This window comes from Streptomyces sp. AA4 (assembly GCF_000158875.1).
Taxonomy (GTDB): domain Bacteria; phylum Actinomycetota; class Actinomycetes; order Mycobacteriales; family Pseudonocardiaceae; genus Amycolatopsis.
In genome coordinates, this window is sequence record NZ_GG657746.1 from 3,990,555 (window position 1) to 4,006,554 (window position 16,000).

Consider the following 16,000-nt stretch of genomic DNA (forward strand, 5'->3'; position numbering starts at 1 on the left):
TGCCTTCGCTAGTCAGAACATGACGTTGAGGGACTTGGTTTCGGTGTAGCTGAGCAGTTCTTCGAGGCTTTCCTCGCGGCCGACGCCGGACCCCTTGACGCCGCCGAAGGGCACGTTGGGGAAATGCCGGGACGAGCCGTTGATCCAGACGAACCCGGCCTCGAACGCGCGGGCGACACGGTGTGCGCGCGTGACGTCGGAGGTCCAGACGCTCGCGGTCAGCCCGTAGTCGACGCTGTTGGCGATGCGGACCGCTTCCGTCTCGTCGGCGAACGGAATGACCGACAGGAGCGGCCCGAACACCTCCTCGCGGGCGATCCGCATGTCCGGGCGCACGCCGGTGAACACCGTCGGGGCCACGAACAAGCCCTCGTCCACACCAGCCGGACGGCCGCCGCCGGTGGCGACCTTCGCGCCTTCGGAGACCGCGATGTCGATGTAGGACAACGACTTCTCGTACTGCGCCCGGTTGATCATGGTGCCCTGTTCGGTGCGCTCGTCGAACGGATCGCCGATCCGGCGCGCCTCGATCAGCTCGACCACCCTGGCGACGAGCGCGTCGTGGACGTCCTGGTGCACGAGCAGCCGCGAGTTCGACCCGCAGGACTGTCCGGACCAGGTGAAGTTCATGCCGAACACGGCGCCGGCGGCCGCGGCTTCGAGGTCCGCGTCGGGGAACACCACCATCGCGTTCTTGCCGCCGAGTTCGAGGCTGACGTCCTTGACGCCGCTCTCGGCCGCGGCGCGCTGGATGGCGCGTCCGGTCGGTTCGGACCCGATGAACCCGATCCGCCGCACGTGCCGGTGCCGCACCAGCGCGTCCGGGACCGCCGGTCCGTCGCCGACGACCACCGACAGCACGCCGGGCGGGAAGATGTCCTTCGCCAGCTCGGCCAGCCGCAACGCGGACAGCGGCGCGGCCTCCGGCGGCTTCAGGATCGTCGGATTGCCCGCGACCAGCGGCGCGGCGATTTTGCCCGCGAACATCAGCGGATGGTTGTAGGGCACGATCCGCGCGACCACGCCGACCGGTTCGCGCGTGGTCACGTGCAGCGCGTTGCTGGCGGGCACCGTGGTGCCTTTGAGTTCCAGCGCCTGCCCGGCGAACATGCGCAGCTGCGCCACCGTCACCCCGACGTCGACGCGCGAGTTCGAGATCGGCGAACCGGCGTCCACAGTGTCGAGCAGGGCGAGTTCCTCGCCGTGGCGTTCGATCACGTCGGCCAGTTCGGCGACCAGCTTCGCTCGCTCGACGGGAAGGGTGTCCCGCCAGACCGCCCGGGCGTCGGCCGCGGCGCGCACTGCGTCGTCGACGTCGCCGGGTCCTGCGTCGGGAACCTCGGCGATCACCGTGCCGGTGTAGGGGGACACCCGGGAGAAGGTGGCTCCGGACCGCGCCGGGACGAGCTTGCCGTCGACGAGCAGGCGCCACTCGCGGTCGAGAAGTTCGGCGACCCGGGTCGGGATTTCCGGGCCGGAATGTGCTTCGAGCATCGTCGCTCCTGCGCTTCCTGAGTCCCGCGGGGACCTGGAGCCCCGCGTGCCGTCGGCTCATGCTAACCCCGAGACCCGGCTGCGAGTCTAGCCTGCGGACTTCAATTCTGTTATCCAGAAACTTTGCCGTCTTTTATCCTTAAGGCCGTCCACACATGCCCTGGTCCGGATACGATGTCTGCTATGCAGACATCCGCCGCCGAAGCCGGTCCCGCGCGGCCCGCTCCCCAGTACCCGATCGAATCCGTGGACCGCGCGCTGCGGCTGCTCCGGATGTTCAGCGCCACGAGAGAACTCCGGCTGTCCGACGCGCGGGACGCGCTGGGCGTGGGCCAGTCGACCGCGCACCGGCTGATGGCGATGCTCGTGCACCACGGATTCGTCGACCAGGACCCGGTCAGCCGGGTCTACCGGGCCGGGCCGGCGCTGGTCGAGATCGGATTGTCGGTGGTGAACCAGATGGACCTGCGCGCGGTCGCGCGTCCGGTGCTGCAGTGGCTGTCGGAAACCACCGGCGAAACCGTGCATCTCGGTTCGCTGGAAGGCGGTCAGGTGCGCTTCCTGGACGTGATCGAGAGCGACCGGGCGCTGCGGGTGTCCGGCCGCGTGGGCCGCACCCTCCCGGCGCACGCGACGAGCCTCGGCAAGGCGATGCTCGCGCACCTGCCGGACGACCAGATCGCGCAGCGCTACCCGGACGACGTGCTCGGCCAGGTCACCACGAAGACCATGACGAGCCGCAGCGCGCTGCTGGCGGAGATCGAGCGCATCCGGCGGCGTGGTTACGCGCTCAACGCGGGCGAGAGCGAGGACGGCGTCAGCTCGATCGGCTGCGCGGTCGCCCGCCCGGACGGCCCGCTGCTGGGCGGGCTGAGCGTCGCCGCGCCGACCGCGCGGATGACGAAAGCGCAGCGGGACGAACACGCGGTGGCGCTGGTGGAGGGCTGCCGACGGTTGGCGGAGAAGTTGGGGTGAATGAAAAACCGGCGGTGAACGGGTCGTTCACCGCCGGTAAGGGTCATCGCGTGGCAGTCAAATCGTCCGCGGCAGACAGCGGAATCGGCTCGAACATCGGCGGCTCGTCCTCCGGGAACAAGGCCGTCGGACCGTACAGCCAGTCCGTGAAGGAGTAGTCGTCCGTCTCGCGGGCGTGCAGGAGAGTGTTGCGCTGTTCCCGCTCGGCGCCGTCCAGGTGCCACAGGTTTCCCCAGGCCCGGGCGGTCAGCACGACTCGGCGGCAATGCTCCGTCCGGACTGCCTGGTACGCGGCCAGCGCATCGTCCCAATTGCCCAGCCGTTTCATGTGCTCGGCCAGCACCCAGCCGTCCTCGATGGCCATGATCGCGCCCTGGGCGAGGTACTGCAGGGGCGGGTGCGCGGCGTCGCCGAGCAGGGCGAGCCGGCCGTCGACCCAGGTGGAGATCGGGTCGCGGTCGTACATCCGCCACCATTTGTCCCGCCACATCCGCGGGATCCCGGCCCGCACCTCGTCGCAAGTCGCGGCGAACGCGGTGTCCAGCTCGTCCGGCGTGCCCCAGTCGTCCATACCCGCCACAGCCTTCGGCGACTCGAAAACGGCTACCTGATTGAGCAAATCGCCGCCGCGAAGTCCATAATGGACAAAGTGGCAGCGCGGGCCGACATAGACCACGACCTCGGACAGGTCAACCGGACGGCCGACCTCGGCGATCGGCACCGTGCCGCGGTAGGCGACGTATGCCGACGAGACCGGCTGGTCGTCCGCGAAGTGCTTCCGAGCGACCGAGTGCAGGCCGTCGGCGGCGAGGACGACCGGTGCACTGTGGACAGTGCCGTCGTCGGTGACCGCGGTGGCGGGGTCCGGCGTGTAAGACACGATCCGTTGCTCGGTGAGGAGTTCGACGCCCGCGTCGCGGCAGGCGTCGAGGAACAGCCGGTGCAGGTCGCTGCGGTGGATCACCAGGTACGAGAAGCCGTAGCGGCGTTCGAGGTCTCGCAGGTCGAGCGCGGTCAGGTCGCGGCCGTCGACGGCGTCGCGCATGACCATCCGGTCCGGGACGACGCCGCGCGCTTTCGCGGTGTCCAGCAGGCCGTAGGCGTCGAGGATCCGGGTGCAGTTGGGGGCGAGCTGAATGCCGGCCCCGACCTCGCCGAACTCCGCCGCCTGCTCCAGGACCCGCACCCGCAGGCCGAGCCGGGACAGCGCGAACGCGGTGCTCAGCCCGCCGATCCCGCCGCCGACGACGAGCACGTCAGGGGTGTCCATGGGCTCTCCTCACAACCAGGGGCCGAGGTCGGGGACCCCGGTCAGCGAATGCGGCCGCCCGGCCAGGTACGCCGCGACGTCAGGCAGCGGCCCGTCCGGCAGCGCGGCGAGACCGCGTTTGGCCTGGATCTCCGCGACGAGCGCGGACAGGAACGCTTCCGGCAGGTCGGCGAACGTCGCTCCGGTGCCGAGGTCGACCGCGTGCACGCACACCTCGCGCGCCCGCAGCCACGGGATCTCGGTGGCGGGAACCGTCCGGCCCTGCGCGGTGACCACCTCGGCTTGCCACTGCTCTGGAGTCAACGCGGCCATCGCGGACTCCAGCGAACGCGCCGAATCCCGCAGCCACGCCGTGAGCTGGCCTTCGGACTGCCGGGAGCCCGCCTCGATGTCGGCGTTGCGCTGCTCCGGCGAGGAGTACATCGGGGTGCGCTCCCCGGTCCGCGCCCAGTGCACGAGGTTGCCGAGGGCGTCCGCGTTGGCCGCGACGTGCGCGGCGAGGTGCTTGCGGGTCCAGCGGGGGAGCGCGCTCGGTTCGGACAGTTCCTTCGCGTGCGTCAGGAAAAGCTCGGTGCCGAACGAGACCCAGTTCCGCGCGTCGGCGGGCGCCATCAGGCTTCCTTCACGATCTGGTTGACGCACGCGCCGATCCCGGCCACCTCGGTGACCACGGTTTCGCCGCCGGTCAGGTAGGCCTTCGGATCGCGGGCGTGGCCGACCCCGGCCGGCGTGCCGGTGGCGATCAGGTCGCCCGGGTTGAGTTGGACGATCGTGGAGATGTACCGCACCAGGAACACCGGGTCGAACAGGAGCGTGCCGGTGTTGTCGCGCTGCATGACGCGTCCGTCCACAGTGGTCTTCACCTCGAGCGCGGGCCGGACGCCGCCGACCTCGTCCCGCGTCACGACGTACGGGCCGACCGGCGTCGAGGACTGCCAGATCTTGCCCTGCGTCCACTCGATCGTGCGGAACTGCCAGTCGCGGACCGAGACGTCGTTCATGACGGTGAACCCGGCGATGGCCGCCGCGGCCTCGTCCTCGTTCGCGCGCCGGACCGTTTTGCCGACCACGACGACGAGTTCGACCTCCCAGTCGAGCGCGTCGGTCTCGGCCGGTTTGCCGATCGGGTCGGCCGGACCGGTGAGGGTGTCGGCGAACTTGGGGAACAGCGTCGGGTACGCGGGCAGTTCGCGGCCCATTTCCTTGATGTGGTTGGTGTAGTTGTGCCCGACGCAGACCACTTTGGACGGACGCGGCACGACCGGGGCGAGGTCCGCGCCCTCGGCGGGCCAGGTCTCGCCGGTCGCCTGGGCGGCGTGCGCTTCCCAGCCGTCCTGGGCGAACAGCGCGCCGAGGTCGGGGGAGCCGAGGTCGACCAGGACGTCGCCGTCGAGGCGGACGGCGCGGGTGTCGCCGTCGACGCGGAGGGTGGCGAGCTTCATCGGAGGGTCTCCTGACGGTCGAGGTGGAGCGCCTCGAACACGGGCGCGTCCGAGAAACGGAACAGGTCGAGAGCGCCGGAGTCGGAATCCGCGGCACCGGCCTCCGACTTCACCGAGAACGGCTGCCACGACGGGACGACGAACAGGTCCCCGCGCGAGACCGCCCACGAGGTGTCGCCGACGGTCACTGTGCCGGAGCCATCGAACACCTGGCAGACCGCCGAGCCGGTCTCGCGCACTGGCGCGGTCTCGGCGCCCCGCGCGACGCGGTGGAACTCGGCGCGGATGGTCGGCAGCACGTCGGAACCGTTGTGCGGATTGGAAAACCGGACGGCCGCGTGGCCCGGTTCGACCGTTCCGCCGTAGCCTTCTTTCTCCAGCTGCAGCTGGTCGCGCAACGCGGCGTCGGTGTGCTCCCACTTGTACGCCAGCAGCGGAGAGCCGGGCGCTGCCGTGCCGACGGACAGCGGCCGCAGACCGGGGTGCGCCCACAGGCGTTCGGAACGAGAGCGGTCGGGGGTGATCCGCTCGGCCGCGCTGATCTGCTCGCGGCCGAACTCGAAGAACTGCGCCTCGATCCCGTACTGGAACGGGATGTCGAGGCCGTCGAGCCAGGCCATCGGCTCGCGGGTGGCGTTGTGGTGCGCGTGCCAGTTCCAGCCCGCCTGCGGCAGGAAGTCGCCGCGGCGCATCGGGACCGCGTCGCCGCCGACGACCGTCCACACGCCCGAGCCTTCGACGACGAACCGGAACGCGTTCTGGGTGTGCCGGTGCTCGGGCGCGTCCTCGCCGGGCATCAGGTACTGGATCGCCGCCCACAGCGTCGGCGTCGCGAACGGACGGCCGCCGAGGCCCGGGTTGGCAAGGGCGATCGCCCGCCGTTCCCCGCCGCGCCCGACCGGCACGATCTCGCCCGCCTGCTCGGCGAGCCGGAGGAGGTTCGCCCACCGCCATCGGTGCGGCACCGCCCGCGAACGCGGATGCGCGGGCATCAGGTCGCCGATCTCCGTCCACAACGGAACGAGCAGCTCCTGTTCGAAGCCGCGGTAGAGATCGCGCAGGGCGGGCGTGACCGCGGGCTGGTCCGGTGCGTCGACCGCGGCGAGCCGAACGGGAGTTCGCGCTGGAGTGCTGGGCATGGGGTTATGGTGGGCTGATCCCGGCCTGCGGAAAACGGGATTCTGGTGTGCGGAAAGGCGGCCCGGATGGAGAAACGGTTCAAGGCCCCGCCGCCGTATGCGGTGGCCAGCGTCGACAACGCCCTGCGGATCGCGGCGATGCTGCAGCTCGAAGGCCCGTTGACAGTCTCCGAGGTGGCCGAGCGGATCGGCGTCGCTCCCTCGACCGCGCACCGGCTGCTCGCGATGCTCGTCTACCGCGACTTCGCGGTCCAAGACGCCAACCGCGCCTACCGGGTGGGTCCGGTGCTGGAGCTGGCCGCGCATTCGCAGTCGGCGGCGTCGAAACTGCGCGCGGCGGCGCTTCCGCACCTGCGGCGGCTGGTGGACCTGCTGGACGAGTCGGTCAACCTGACCGTGCGGACCGGGGACACGGCCCGGTTCATCGCGAGCGTCGAGTGCTCGCAGGCCTTGCGGGTCGGTTCACGCGAAGGGATGGTTTTCCCGGTGCATCAGACGACGGCCGGTCTGCTGTTGCTCGCCGAACTGCCGCCCGAACAGGTCGAGGAACTCTACGCGGTCGACAAGCCCGGCGAGCGTCCGGACCTGGCCGAGCTGCGGGCCGACCTGGCGCGCGTGCGGCGCAGCGGTTTCGCGCTCAACCAGGGCCGATCCGAACGCGGAGTGGTCGCGGTCGGCGTGCCGGTGCACGGGGCCGACGGTGTGGTGGTGGCCGGGTTGTCGGTGTCGATGCCGAGCGTGCGGTACCGGAAAGACCAGCTGCCGACGCTGGTGACGTCGTTGCGCGCGACCGCGGCCGCGCTGGAGGCGGATCTGCGCGGCTAACGCTGGTCTTCCCGGGCGAGTGCCGCCGCGAAAGCCGCGTGCACGTTGAGGAATTGCTGCACCGGCAGTTCCGCCGCGACCCCGGGACGCTGCGGGGCCAGCCGCTTGGCCGCCCAAGCGCCCCACCGCACGTGGGCTTCCTCGACGCTCAAATGGGCCGCCTCGGCCGCGTGGCGAGCGTTGACGCCGTCCAGAATCGCCTGGTGCATCAGCGCGGGAGTCGAGCGTTGTTCCCAGGCTCGCAAGGACGCCATCGACGAAAGCCGATGCAGCGTCGACGACACCGTCCGCGGTGCGTGCCGGGGTAGCGGAAACCCGCGTTCGAGCGGTCCTCTCGGCGGCGTCGTGCCGTCGGCGTTGTCAGTGATCAAGCTCGTCATCAGAGTCCCTCCGCGGTGCGGTTACCCGCCTTCGCCCGGACGAAACCCTTGATCGGCCGACGGTACGGGCGCTGGCCGGCTGCAGCGGGTCGATGTCCACCGGATCCAGCGGCGGGTCGCGCTGCAGGGAGCCGAGCGCGGCCTTGGCGACCGCGAGGATCGGCACCGCGAGCAAGGCCCCGACGATCCCGGCGATTTCCAGGCCGAGCGCGATGCCGAGCACCACGGCCAGCGGGTGCAGCCGCACCGCGCGCCCGAGCAGGAACGGCTGCAGCACATGGCTTTCCAGCTGCATCACCGCGACGACGATCGCGAGCACGATGCCCGCGGCGACGAATCCGTTGGCGACCAGGGCGATGAGCACGGCGACCGCGCCGGTCACCACCGCGCCGAGGATCGGGATGAACGCGCCGATGAAGATCAGCGCCGCCAGCGGCACCGCGAGCGGGACCCCGACCAGCCAGATGCCGAGTCCGATGCAGACCGCGTCCACACAGGCCACCGCCACGGTCGCGCGCACGTAGCTGACCAGCGACGCGAAGCCGCGGCGACCGGCGACGTCGATCTCGTCGCGAGTGGCGGAGGGCACGATCTTCAGCAGGAAGTGCCAGACCTGATTGCCGCTGTAGAGGAAGAAGACGAGCACGAACAGCGTCAGCAGCATCTCGGTGAGCACGCCGCCGACGGTCGCGGCGGTGGACAGCACCCGCGTGGTGAGTTCGGCGGTGTTGCCCTGGATCGCGCTGACCGCCTTGTCGAGCAGCTGCTGCAGCTGCGGAAGATGCAGCGGTCCGTGCTGCAGCCAGTTGTTGATGCGCGCGAGACTCGCTCCGACCTGGTTGCCCAGCTGCGGCAGGCTCGCGGTCACCGTGGTGACGACCAGCGTGAGGACCCCGCCGAGGACCGCGAGTCCGACGATGATCGCGACGAGCGTGGCCAGCGCGCGCGGCACGTGCCAGCGCACCAGCCGCTCCACCAGCGGCGCGAACAACGCCGACAGGAGCAGGGCGATCCCGATCGGGACGGTGACGGCCGAGAGGTAGCCGAGCGTCCACGCGGCGACCCCGAGCATGGTGAGAACGATCAGGAACCGCCAGCTGGCCGCCGCCGCTACCCGCAGCGACCACGGCACCGCGTCGGCGGCTTCCCGGCGGCGATGGCGGTTCGCGCCCGCGACCCGGCGAGGCGGGGCGGTCATCACGCCGCCGCCTTGGCGGACAAGGGTTCGGCGACCGATTCGAGCGAGCGCCGTTCGGCCTTGATCCCCAGAACCGCCTCGGCGATCCCGCCCGCGATCATCATGCCCGCTCCGAGGTAGTAGCCGAAGGCGACGTTGCCCACGACGCCGGTTTCGACCAGGCTGCCGAACAGCACCGGCCCGACGATCCCGCCGAGCCCGGTGCCGACGGAGTAGAAGATCGCGATCGCCAGCGCCCGCACTTCCAGCGGGAAGATCTCCGACACCGTGAGGTACGCGGAGCTGGCCCCGGCCGAAGCGAGGAAGAACACCGCGCACCAGGAGACGGTCAGGGTGACCGCGGACAGCACGCCCGCTTGGAACAGCAAGCCGGTCCCGACGAGCAGCACGCCGGAGCCCAGGTAGCTGGTGATGATCATCGGACGGCGGCCGATCGAATCGAAGAACCGCGCGAGGACGAGCGGACCGACGAAGCTGCCCGCCGCGAGCGGCACCAGGTAGAGCCCGACCGAGCCGCTGGAAACGCCGAAGAACCGGCTCAGCACCAGGCCTTGGGTGAAGTAGACGGCGTTGTACAGGAACGCTTGCCCGACGAAGAGGGCGAGCCCGAGCAGCGTCCGTTTCGGATAGCTGCGCACGAGGGTCACCGCGACTTCGGTCAGGCTGGTGCGGGTGCGTTCCTCGACCTCGATGGTGTCGTCGACCGGTTCGAGCCGCTCGCCGGTCGCCTTCTCGACGCGGTCCTCGATGCCGGTGACGACCTGGTCAGCCTCCTCGGCGCGGCCGTGGGTGAACAGCCAGCGCGGGCTTTCCGGCACGGTGCGGCGGACGATCAGGATGAACAGGCCGAGCACCGCGCCCAGCCCGAAGGCCAGCCGCCAGCCCAGCCAGGCCGGGATCAGGCCGACGTCGAGCAGGACCAGGCTGAGTGCCGCGCCGCCTGCCGCGCCGAACCAGTACGAGCCGTTGACCGCGAGGCTGACCGTCGCGCGCCAGCGGGCGGGCACGAGTTCGTCGATCGCGGAGTTGATCGCCGCGTACTCGCCGCCGATGCCGGCTCCGGTGAGGAACCGCATGACGAAAAACCACCACGGCGCAAAGGAAAACGCGGTCAGCACGGTGGCCAGCAGATAGAGCCCGAGCGTCAGCAGGAACAGGCGTTTCCGGCCCCAGCGGTCGGTCAGATAGCCGAAGAAGAGCGAACCGCAGACCGCGCCTGCCACGTAGCACGAGGTCGCCAGCCCGACTTGGGTTTCGGAAAGGACCAATCCGCTGCCGGGTTCGGTCAGCCGGTCGGACAACGCGCTGACGATGGTCACCTCGAGCCCGTCGAGGATCCACACCGTGCCCAGCCCGACGAGCATCAGCCAATGCCACGACGACCAAGGCAGCCGGTCCATCCTCGCCGGCACATCGGTTCGCACCACATCCATCACCTCGCGGCGCGAATTCCCGGCGGAGATCACCCGCAAACGGCTTGGTTGCCCAAACCGGAAAGTTCGCCGGGTCGCCGATCAGCCGACCTGTGCGGTCTCCCGGCATGCCTTCTGCCCTCGCGTCTGCGACCCCGCTACGCCGACGAAGACCTCGTCGACAATGACCCCGCTACGCCCGAAACGGATTTTTGCGAGCGCCGCACCGACCCTCCCTGGTCAGAACCAGTCGAGCGCGCGCAGCACGAAGAACGCGGCCACCCCGAGCACGAGGACCGCCACCGCGACGAGCCACCCGACGGGGAGCTTGCGCGAAGGCATCGGCTGCGGATGCGAAAGTCCCGAAGTCTGCCCGGCGTCGGGCGGGGTGTCGCCGGGCGGCACGGAACCGCCCGGTTCGAGACCCGGCACGTCGTCGGGTTCGGGTCCGGGTGCGGTCATGTCCGGTCTCCTCGTCGTCGATGCGGTCACCGGAGGGGTTTGCCGCTCAGGACGCCGGTAAACGCGCACGGCCCGGCAAACCGGTCGCGCCGCGCGGTTCCGTCCACTGTGGATCTCTAGCGCCCGGCCAGCACCCGCTCGGCGATCGCGACCATGGCCTCGGTCAGCAGTGCCATCTGGTCGCGCATGGAACGGTCCGGTTCCGCCTGCCAGGCGACGAACGCGCCGTCGAATCCGGCGATGCCGAAGTAGTCCAGCGCCTCGCCCACCTTGTCCGCCGCTTCGGGCCCGACGCTGGCCCACGACTGCGAGATCATCCGGCGCATGTGCTGCCGTCCGTCGGCGCGCACGCGTTCGATGATCTCCTTCACCTCGACGTCCGCGACCGCCTCGGCGCTCATCAGCAGGATCAGGTGCAGCCGGAGGAAGTCGGGTTTCGCGGCGAACACCTCGCCGGTGCGCTGCAGGAACCAGCCGAGCAGTTCCGCGGGCGGCAGGTCCTGCGGCGGATTCGCCTGCGACTCGCGCAGGTGCCGGAAGAACTCGTACGCCCCGCGTTCCATGACGGCCGACAGCAGCCCGCCCTTGGACTGGAAGTGGTGGTAGATCGCGCTTTTCGGCAGGCCGGTCTCGGTGCTGAGCACCGACATCGTCGTGGCGGAATAGCCGCGTTCGGCCATGATCCGCGACGCCGTGTCGAGGATTTCCTCCCGGGAACGCCGTCCCCGCCGGTTCCCGGCCCGCGCTGTGTCCACGCCGAGCAGCATAGGGCCGCCGGTTTTCTGCACACCGGAATCGTGCGCGACGCGTCTTGACGAACCCCGGGTCCAGGTGTGACCGTAGCCACTAATGAACCGAACGACCGGTCCAAAACTGTGGAGCCTGGGACATGAGTGAGCACTACGACGCCGACGTCGCCGTCGTCGGATACGGCCCGACGGGCCTGGCCGGGGCGCTGACCCTGGCCGCGAAGGGCGCGCGGGTGGCCGCGTTCGAACGGGACCAGGACGTCTACGCCCGGGCGCGGGCGGTCACGATCAACGACTGGACCATGCGGATCCTGCAGGACCTCGGCGTCGACGACCGGGTCGAGCGGGTCGTCGAACCGCAGCGGGCGCTGCGCTGGGTGACCTACGACGGCCGCGAGGTGATGCGCGTCGAGCATCCGCCGAGCACGCTGGGCACTCGCGGGAGCAAGCCGCGGTTCTACAACATCTACCAGCCGGCTCTCGAGACCGAGCTGCGTCGCTGCGGCGAGGAGCGCTCCGGTCTGACGGTGCGGTACGGCGTCGAGGTGGTCGGTGTCGAGCAGGACGCCAGCGGCGTGACCGTCACCGCGCGCGACCGCGAGACCGGGGAGGAGACCGCCACCCGCACCCGGTACGCGATCGCGGCCGACGGCGGCTCGTCCCCGGTGCGGAAGATGCTCGGCATCCCGATGCACGGCGACACCGGCGACACGCTGTGGATCGTCATCGACTGCCGGGTCAAGCGCTGGTGGCCGGACCGCGATTTCCTCACCTTCTGGACCGACCGCGAACGCCCGGTCGTCGACATCGCCCTCTCGGCGGGCAACCACCGGTGGGAAATCCCGCTCAAGGCCGCCGAAACCGAGGCGGACTTCCCGACGGACGCGCAGGTGTGGCCGCTGCTGCGCGCACTGGGCGTGACCGAGGACGACGTCGAAATCCACCAGTACGCGTTCTACCGCCACCACGTCCGGATGGCCGAAACCTACCGGCGGGGCCGGGTTTTCCTCGCCGGCGACGCCGCGCACCTGATGCCGCCGTGGGCGGGCGCGGGCATGCAGACCGGCCTGCGCGACGCGTACGACCTGGGCTGGAAGATCGCCGGGATCGTCCGCGGGGAACTGGGCGAGGACTGGCTCGACACCTACGAGGCCGAACGCCGCCCGTCCGCCGAGTTCTACACCGGGCTGGCCGTCGCGCTGGGCCGGGTGATCAAGCAGGAGGCGACCCCGGCGGAGATCGAGGCGATGAACACGGTCCCGACGGACCTGGTCACGCCGTGGGAGCCGCCGCTCAACGCCCCGCCGACCCTCGCCGCCGGATGGCTGCGCGGCGAGACCGGCGACGCGTCCGTCGTCGGCCGGTACCTTCCGCAGCCGCTCGCATGCGACGCCGTCGGCCGGATCGACCGGCTGGATGCGTTGCTGCCCAACGGTTTCGTGCTCCTCGGCAACGACCTCGACCCGGCGACCCTGCTCACCCCCGAGGAGAAGGCCGGTTGGGACGCCCACGGCGCGTCCTACGTCGCCGTCCGCCCCCGCACCGCGTACACCCAGGCCGCGGCCGACCTCGTCGACATCGAGGACGCGCTGCTGCCCTGGCTCGACCGCTACGGCGTCCAAGCGATCGCCGTGCGCCCGGACAAGTTCGTCGCCGCGGCCGACAAGACCGGCCTCGCCACCCCTGTTGTGCAGTCTGGAAAGGAATCCCGATGACCGTGAAAGAACTCGCCTACGTCGTTTACGAGGTGAGCGACCTCGCCGCATGGGAGCGCTTCGCGGTCTCCCTGCTCGGCATGCAACTGGGGGAGAAGTCCGCCGACGGCCTCACCTTGCGCACCGACGAGAAGGCGCACCGCTGGATCCTCACCGAAGGCCCCGCCGACGACCTGGTCCGCAGCGGCTACGCGGTTTCGTCCTCGGCCGAGCTGGATGCCCTGGTCGCCCGGCTGCGGCAGGCGGGCGTCGAGACCCAGGAAGGCGACGCCGGCCTGGCCGCCGCGCGGAAGGTCGACCGGATCGTGCTCGTCACGGACCCGCTGGGCAACGTGCTCGAACTGGTCACCGGCCTGGCCGACGCCGAAACGCCGTTCCGCAGCGACCTGCTGCTCGGCGAGTTCGTCACCGGAACCGGTGGTGCGGGGCACCAGGTGCTGCTGGCCAACGGCGTCCCGCGGGAGACCTACCTGGAGTTCTACGAGGGACTGCTCGGCTTCAAGCTCAGCGACATCATTGTCGAGGAGGTCGCGCCCGGGATCGTCGCGGACCTGGCGTTCCTGCACTGCAACCCGCGGCACCACTCGGTCGCGTTCGGCGACATGCCGCACCCGAAGCGGACGCACCACTTCATGATCGAGGTCTCCGACATCCGCGACGTCGGCCTGGCCTACGACCGGTGCCTCGACGCGAAGCAGCCGTTCGAGATGACGCTCGGCATGCATCCGAACGACCACATGTTCAGCTTCTACGTCCGTACGCCGTCGGGCTTCTCCGTCGAGTACGGCTGGGGCGGCCTGCTGATCGACGACGAGACCTGGGAGGTGCGGACGCTCGACCAGCTGCACTGGTGGGGGCACCGCGCGCCGGAGGCCGTCGCGGAACAGCTCGCCGGGGGTGCGCTCTGATGACTTCGCGCTACGTGCGGACCCGCGACTGGAAAATCCACTACCACGAGGCCGGCGAAGGCCACCCGCTGATCCTCCTGCACGGCGGCGGCCCCGGCGCGACGGGCTGGAGCAACTACTCGCCGAACATCGAGGCCCTGTCCCGGAATTTCCGGGTGATCGCCCCGGACATGCCAGGCTGGGGCGACTCCGACGGCGCGGACTTCGCCACCCTCGACCACGTCGAAGCCGCGACCCAGCTGCTGGACGCGCTGGACATCGAAAAGGCGGCCTTCGTCGGCAACTCGATGGGCGGCCACACCTCGTTGCGGCTCGCGGTGGAACGCCCGGACCGCGTGTCGCACCTGGTGACGATGGGCCCGCCGATCCAGATGAAGCCCTTCCTCTTCGGCGCCGGCGGCGGCCCGACCGAGGGTTTGAAGATCATGTTCGAGACCTACTCCGACGCCAGCCCCGAAGGCATGCGCCGTCTGGTCGAAATCATGGTCTACGACAAGGCCCGGTTCGCGACGCCGGAATTGTGCCGGGAACGGTCGGACGCGGCCCTCGCCCGCCCCGAACACTTGCGCGCCGTCGCGTCGGCCGTCCCGAAAGCCCCGATCCCGATCTGGCTCGACCTCGCGGCGGTTTCCGGCATCACCGCGCCGACCCTGCTGATCCACGGCCGCGACGACCGGGTCGTGTCGTTCGAATCGACTCTTTTCCTGGCCGCGAACATCCCGGATTCCCGGGCGGTTCTGCTGAATCGGTGCGGGCATTGGGCGCAGCTGGAGCACGCGGCGGAATTCAACCGGCTGGTGACGGATTTCGTTCTGCACCACTGATTTCCGCGTTGACGGGGCCGTCTCGTGCGCCGAGACGGCCCCTGTCGCCGGGGCAATCCGGTCAGCGTTCGCCCAGCACCTCGGCATTGTGCTGCCCGACCCCCGGAGCAGGCCCCGGCGGAAGCCGGTCCCCGTTCACCTGGATCGGCGACTTCGGCGCCCAATGCGCTCCCGCACCGGGCTGGTCGATCTCCCCGAACAGCGCCAGTCTGCGCAACGCGGCACCGCCGTTCTGGCCGAGTTCGGCGAAGCTCCGGTACCGCTCCCACAGGATCCGGTGCCGCGTCAGCGTTTCCGCCATCTCGGCGTACGGAGTCCGCGCGAACCACCGCGCCAGCAGCGGGGTGATCACGTCTCGATGCCGGTACCGGTCGGACTCGGTGGTGAACGAGATGCCCAGTGCGTTGCTCAGCCCGGCGAAGGCGTCGGACAGTCCGGTCGCGGCGAGCATCTTGTCCCAGTGCCGTTCGGTGAGCAGGACGATCATCACCCGGACGCCGTCGGCGGTCTCGAAGTCGTCGCCGTAAGTACCGTAGATCTCGTTGCCGGACTTGGTGCGTGAGTGGTCGGTCAGTTGCGCTTCGGCGAGATAGCCGAGGTTCCCGGCGGTGGCGAGCGCGACGTCCTCCAGCGCGACTTGGATCGAGCGTCCCCGCCCGGTGAGCTGCCGCTGCCGTTCGGCGGCCAGCAGACCCACCGCGAGATACAGCCCGGCACAGACGTCCCAGGCGGGCAGCACGTGGTTGACCGGCTCGGATCCGGTTCCGGTGAGCAGCGGGAAGCCGGTCCCGGCCTGGACGGTGTAGTCGACTGCCGCGCCGCCGTCGGCTCGGCCGGTGAGCAGGACGTGGATCAGGTCCGGGCGGCGGGCGCGCAAGGCTTCGTACCCGAGGTCGGCGTGTCGCGAAGTGTTGGTCACGACCGCGCACGGACCGCCGTCGACGATCAGGTCGGCCACCCGGCGACGGTCCACTTCGGACTCCAGATCGACCGCGACCGCCCGCTTCCCCTTGTTCAGTCCGGACCAGTAGAGGCTGGTCCCGGAGTCGGCGAGCGGCCAGCGGGTGCGGTCGGCGGCGCCGCCGAGGGGTTCGACTCGCACGACGTCCGCGCCGAGCTGGGCGAGGGTGAGCCCGCACAGCGGCGTGGCGACGTACGCGGACAGTTCGACGACCCGCAGTCCGGCCAGCAGCGCGGGGTTCATGCG

The 16,000-nt window shown here is 70.3% G+C and carries 16 protein-coding genes; 5 read left to right on the forward strand and 11 right to left on the reverse strand.

The genetic code is table 11. From position 1 onward, the window contains the following. Positions 1 to 12: 12 nt before the first annotated feature. Complete coding sequence (locus SSMG_RS18390) at positions 13 to 1,494, reverse strand: aldehyde dehydrogenase family protein (protein WP_009078297.1); 1,482 nt, start codon at positions 1,492 to 1,494, stop codon at positions 13 to 15. 183 nt (positions 1,495 to 1,677) lie between these two features. On the opposite strand from SSMG_RS18390, the gene SSMG_RS18395 reads away from it, so the two are divergent. Then, a complete protein-coding gene (locus SSMG_RS18395) occupies positions 1,678 to 2,469 on the forward strand; it encodes an IclR family transcriptional regulator (protein ID WP_009078299.1) in 792 nt (263 codons plus the stop codon). Between the two features lie 43 nt (positions 2,470 to 2,512). Here SSMG_RS18395 and SSMG_RS18400 read toward each other — a convergent pair whose 3' ends face one another. From SSMG_RS18400 to SSMG_RS18415, 4 genes are read right to left on the reverse strand one after another with little or no spacing between them, the layout of a single operon-like run. Next, a complete protein-coding gene (locus tag SSMG_RS18400; protein ID WP_009078300.1) occupies positions 2,513 to 3,739 on the reverse strand; it encodes an FAD-dependent oxidoreductase in 1,227 nt (408 codons plus the stop codon). Positions 3,740 to 3,748: 9 nt separating this feature from the next. Then, positions 3,749 to 4,351 (reverse strand): maleylpyruvate isomerase family mycothiol-dependent enzyme, encoded by a 603-nt coding sequence (locus SSMG_RS18405; RefSeq protein WP_009078302.1) that lies wholly within the window; start codon positions 4,349 to 4,351, stop codon positions 3,749 to 3,751. Continuing rightward, positions 4,351 to 5,181 carry a fumarylacetoacetate hydrolase family protein gene (locus SSMG_RS18410; RefSeq protein ID WP_009078304.1) on the reverse strand — a complete coding sequence of 277 codons (831 nt, stop codon included), beginning with the start codon at positions 5,179 to 5,181 and terminating at the stop codon, positions 4,351 to 4,353. The genes SSMG_RS18405 and SSMG_RS18410 overlap by 1 nt, the downstream gene beginning before the upstream one ends. Further along, positions 5,178 to 6,320: a cupin domain-containing protein gene (locus SSMG_RS18415; protein ID WP_009078312.1), complete on the reverse strand. Its 1,143-nt coding sequence runs from the start codon at positions 6,318 to 6,320 to the stop codon at positions 5,178 to 5,180. The genes SSMG_RS18410 and SSMG_RS18415 overlap by 4 nt, the downstream gene beginning before the upstream one ends. A 66-nt stretch (positions 6,321 to 6,386) precedes the next feature. Here SSMG_RS18415 and SSMG_RS18420 point away from each other — a divergent pair, with 66 nt between their 5' ends. Next, a complete protein-coding gene (locus tag SSMG_RS18420) occupies positions 6,387 to 7,145 on the forward strand; it encodes an IclR family transcriptional regulator (protein WP_037714104.1) in 759 nt (252 codons plus the stop codon). On the opposite strand, the gene SSMG_RS18425 is transcribed toward SSMG_RS18420, so the two are convergent. From SSMG_RS18425 to SSMG_RS18445, 5 genes are all read right to left on the reverse strand, one after another. Beyond that, on the reverse strand, positions 7,142 to 7,525 hold the full coding sequence (locus SSMG_RS18425) for a hypothetical protein (RefSeq protein WP_009078314.1): 384 nt from the start codon (positions 7,523 to 7,525) through the stop codon (positions 7,142 to 7,144). The two genes, SSMG_RS18420 and SSMG_RS18425, sit on opposite strands and share 4 nt — an antisense overlap. Then, positions 7,506 to 8,723: an AI-2E family transporter gene (locus SSMG_RS18430; RefSeq protein WP_009078324.1), complete on the reverse strand. Its 1,218-nt coding sequence runs from the start codon at positions 8,721 to 8,723 to the stop codon at positions 7,506 to 7,508. The genes SSMG_RS18425 and SSMG_RS18430 overlap by 20 nt, the downstream gene beginning before the upstream one ends. Then, positions 8,723 to 10,150 (reverse strand): MFS transporter, encoded by a 1,428-nt coding sequence (locus SSMG_RS18435; RefSeq protein ID WP_234392841.1) that lies wholly within the window; start codon positions 10,148 to 10,150, stop codon positions 8,723 to 8,725. Before SSMG_RS18435 ends, SSMG_RS18430 begins: the two co-directional genes overlap by 1 nt. 225 nt (positions 10,151 to 10,375) lie before the next feature. Continuing rightward, the gene (locus tag SSMG_RS18440) at positions 10,376 to 10,597 is read right to left on the reverse strand and encodes a DUF6480 family protein (RefSeq protein ID WP_037714106.1); all 222 of its coding nucleotides are present in this window, start codon (positions 10,595 to 10,597) and stop codon (positions 10,376 to 10,378) included. A gap of 116 nt (positions 10,598 to 10,713) precedes the next feature. Further along, positions 10,714 to 11,352 (reverse strand): TetR/AcrR family transcriptional regulator, encoded by a 639-nt coding sequence (locus SSMG_RS18445; protein ID WP_199785926.1) that lies wholly within the window; start codon positions 11,350 to 11,352, stop codon positions 10,714 to 10,716. 134 nt (positions 11,353 to 11,486) lie between these two features. Here SSMG_RS18445 and SSMG_RS18450 point away from each other — a divergent pair, with 134 nt between their 5' ends. Genes SSMG_RS18450 through SSMG_RS18460 form a run of 3 tightly spaced genes read left to right on the forward strand, consistent with a single transcriptional unit; the run spans position 11,487 to position 14,793 of the window. Next, positions 11,487 to 13,061, forward strand: coding sequence for an FAD-dependent monooxygenase (locus SSMG_RS18450; protein WP_009078333.1), 1,575 nt, complete (start codon positions 11,487 to 11,489; stop codon positions 13,059 to 13,061). After that, positions 13,058 to 13,969 carry a VOC family protein gene (locus SSMG_RS18455; RefSeq protein WP_009078334.1) on the forward strand — a complete coding sequence of 304 codons (912 nt, stop codon included), beginning with the start codon at positions 13,058 to 13,060 and terminating at the stop codon, positions 13,967 to 13,969. Before SSMG_RS18450 ends, SSMG_RS18455 begins: the two co-directional genes overlap by 4 nt. Continuing rightward, on the forward strand, positions 13,969 to 14,793 hold the full coding sequence (locus tag SSMG_RS18460) for an alpha/beta fold hydrolase (protein ID WP_037714111.1): 825 nt from the start codon (positions 13,969 to 13,971) through the stop codon (positions 14,791 to 14,793). The genes SSMG_RS18455 and SSMG_RS18460 overlap by 1 nt, the downstream gene beginning before the upstream one ends. Before the next feature lie 61 nt (positions 14,794 to 14,854). On the opposite strand, the gene SSMG_RS18465 is transcribed toward SSMG_RS18460, so the two are convergent. Beyond that, positions 14,855 to 15,997 carry a CoA transferase gene (locus SSMG_RS18465; RefSeq protein WP_009078338.1) on the reverse strand — a complete coding sequence of 381 codons (1,143 nt, stop codon included), beginning with the start codon at positions 15,995 to 15,997 and terminating at the stop codon, positions 14,855 to 14,857. Positions 15,998 to 16,000: the final 3 nt, after the last annotated feature.

Coding starts and splice junctions, on each gene's coding strand:
- SSMG_RS18465 (WP_009078338.1), bottom strand. CDS start 15,997: ATGAACCCCGCGCTGCTGGCCGGACTGCGGGTCGTCGAACTGTCCGCG.
- SSMG_RS18410 (WP_009078304.1), bottom strand. CDS start 5,181: ATGAAGCTCGCCACCCTCCGCGTCGACGGCGACACCCGCGCCGTCCGC.
- SSMG_RS18390 (WP_009078297.1), bottom strand. CDS start 1,494: ATGCTCGAAGCACATTCCGGCCCGGAAATCCCGACCCGGGTCGCCGAA.
- SSMG_RS18400 (WP_009078300.1), bottom strand. CDS start 3,739: ATGGACACCCCTGACGTGCTCGTCGTCGGCGGCGGGATCGGCGGGCTG.
- SSMG_RS18405 (WP_009078302.1), bottom strand. CDS start 4,351: ATGGCGCCCGCCGACGCGCGGAACTGGGTCTCGTTCGGCACCGAGCTT.
- SSMG_RS18415 (WP_009078312.1), bottom strand. CDS start 6,320: ATGCCCAGCACTCCAGCGCGAACTCCCGTTCGGCTCGCCGCGGTCGAC.
- SSMG_RS18430 (WP_009078324.1), bottom strand. CDS start 8,723: ATGACCGCCCCGCCTCGCCGGGTCGCGGGCGCGAACCGCCATCGCCGC.
- SSMG_RS18440 (WP_037714106.1), bottom strand. CDS start 10,597: ATGACCGCACCCGGACCCGAACCCGACGACGTGCCGGGTCTCGAACCG.
- SSMG_RS18460 (WP_037714111.1), top strand. CDS start 13,969: ATGACTTCGCGCTACGTGCGGACCCGCGACTGGAAAATCCACTACCAC.
- SSMG_RS18395 (WP_009078299.1), top strand. CDS start 1,678: ATGCAGACATCCGCCGCCGAAGCCGGTCCCGCGCGGCCCGCTCCCCAG.
- SSMG_RS18455 (WP_009078334.1), top strand. CDS start 13,058: ATGACCGTGAAAGAACTCGCCTACGTCGTTTACGAGGTGAGCGACCTC.
- SSMG_RS18450 (WP_009078333.1), top strand. CDS start 11,487: ATGAGTGAGCACTACGACGCCGACGTCGCCGTCGTCGGATACGGCCCG.
- SSMG_RS18425 (WP_009078314.1), bottom strand. CDS start 7,525: ATGACGAGCTTGATCACTGACAACGCCGACGGCACGACGCCGCCGAGA.
- SSMG_RS18420 (WP_037714104.1), top strand. CDS start 6,387: ATGGAGAAACGGTTCAAGGCCCCGCCGCCGTATGCGGTGGCCAGCGTC.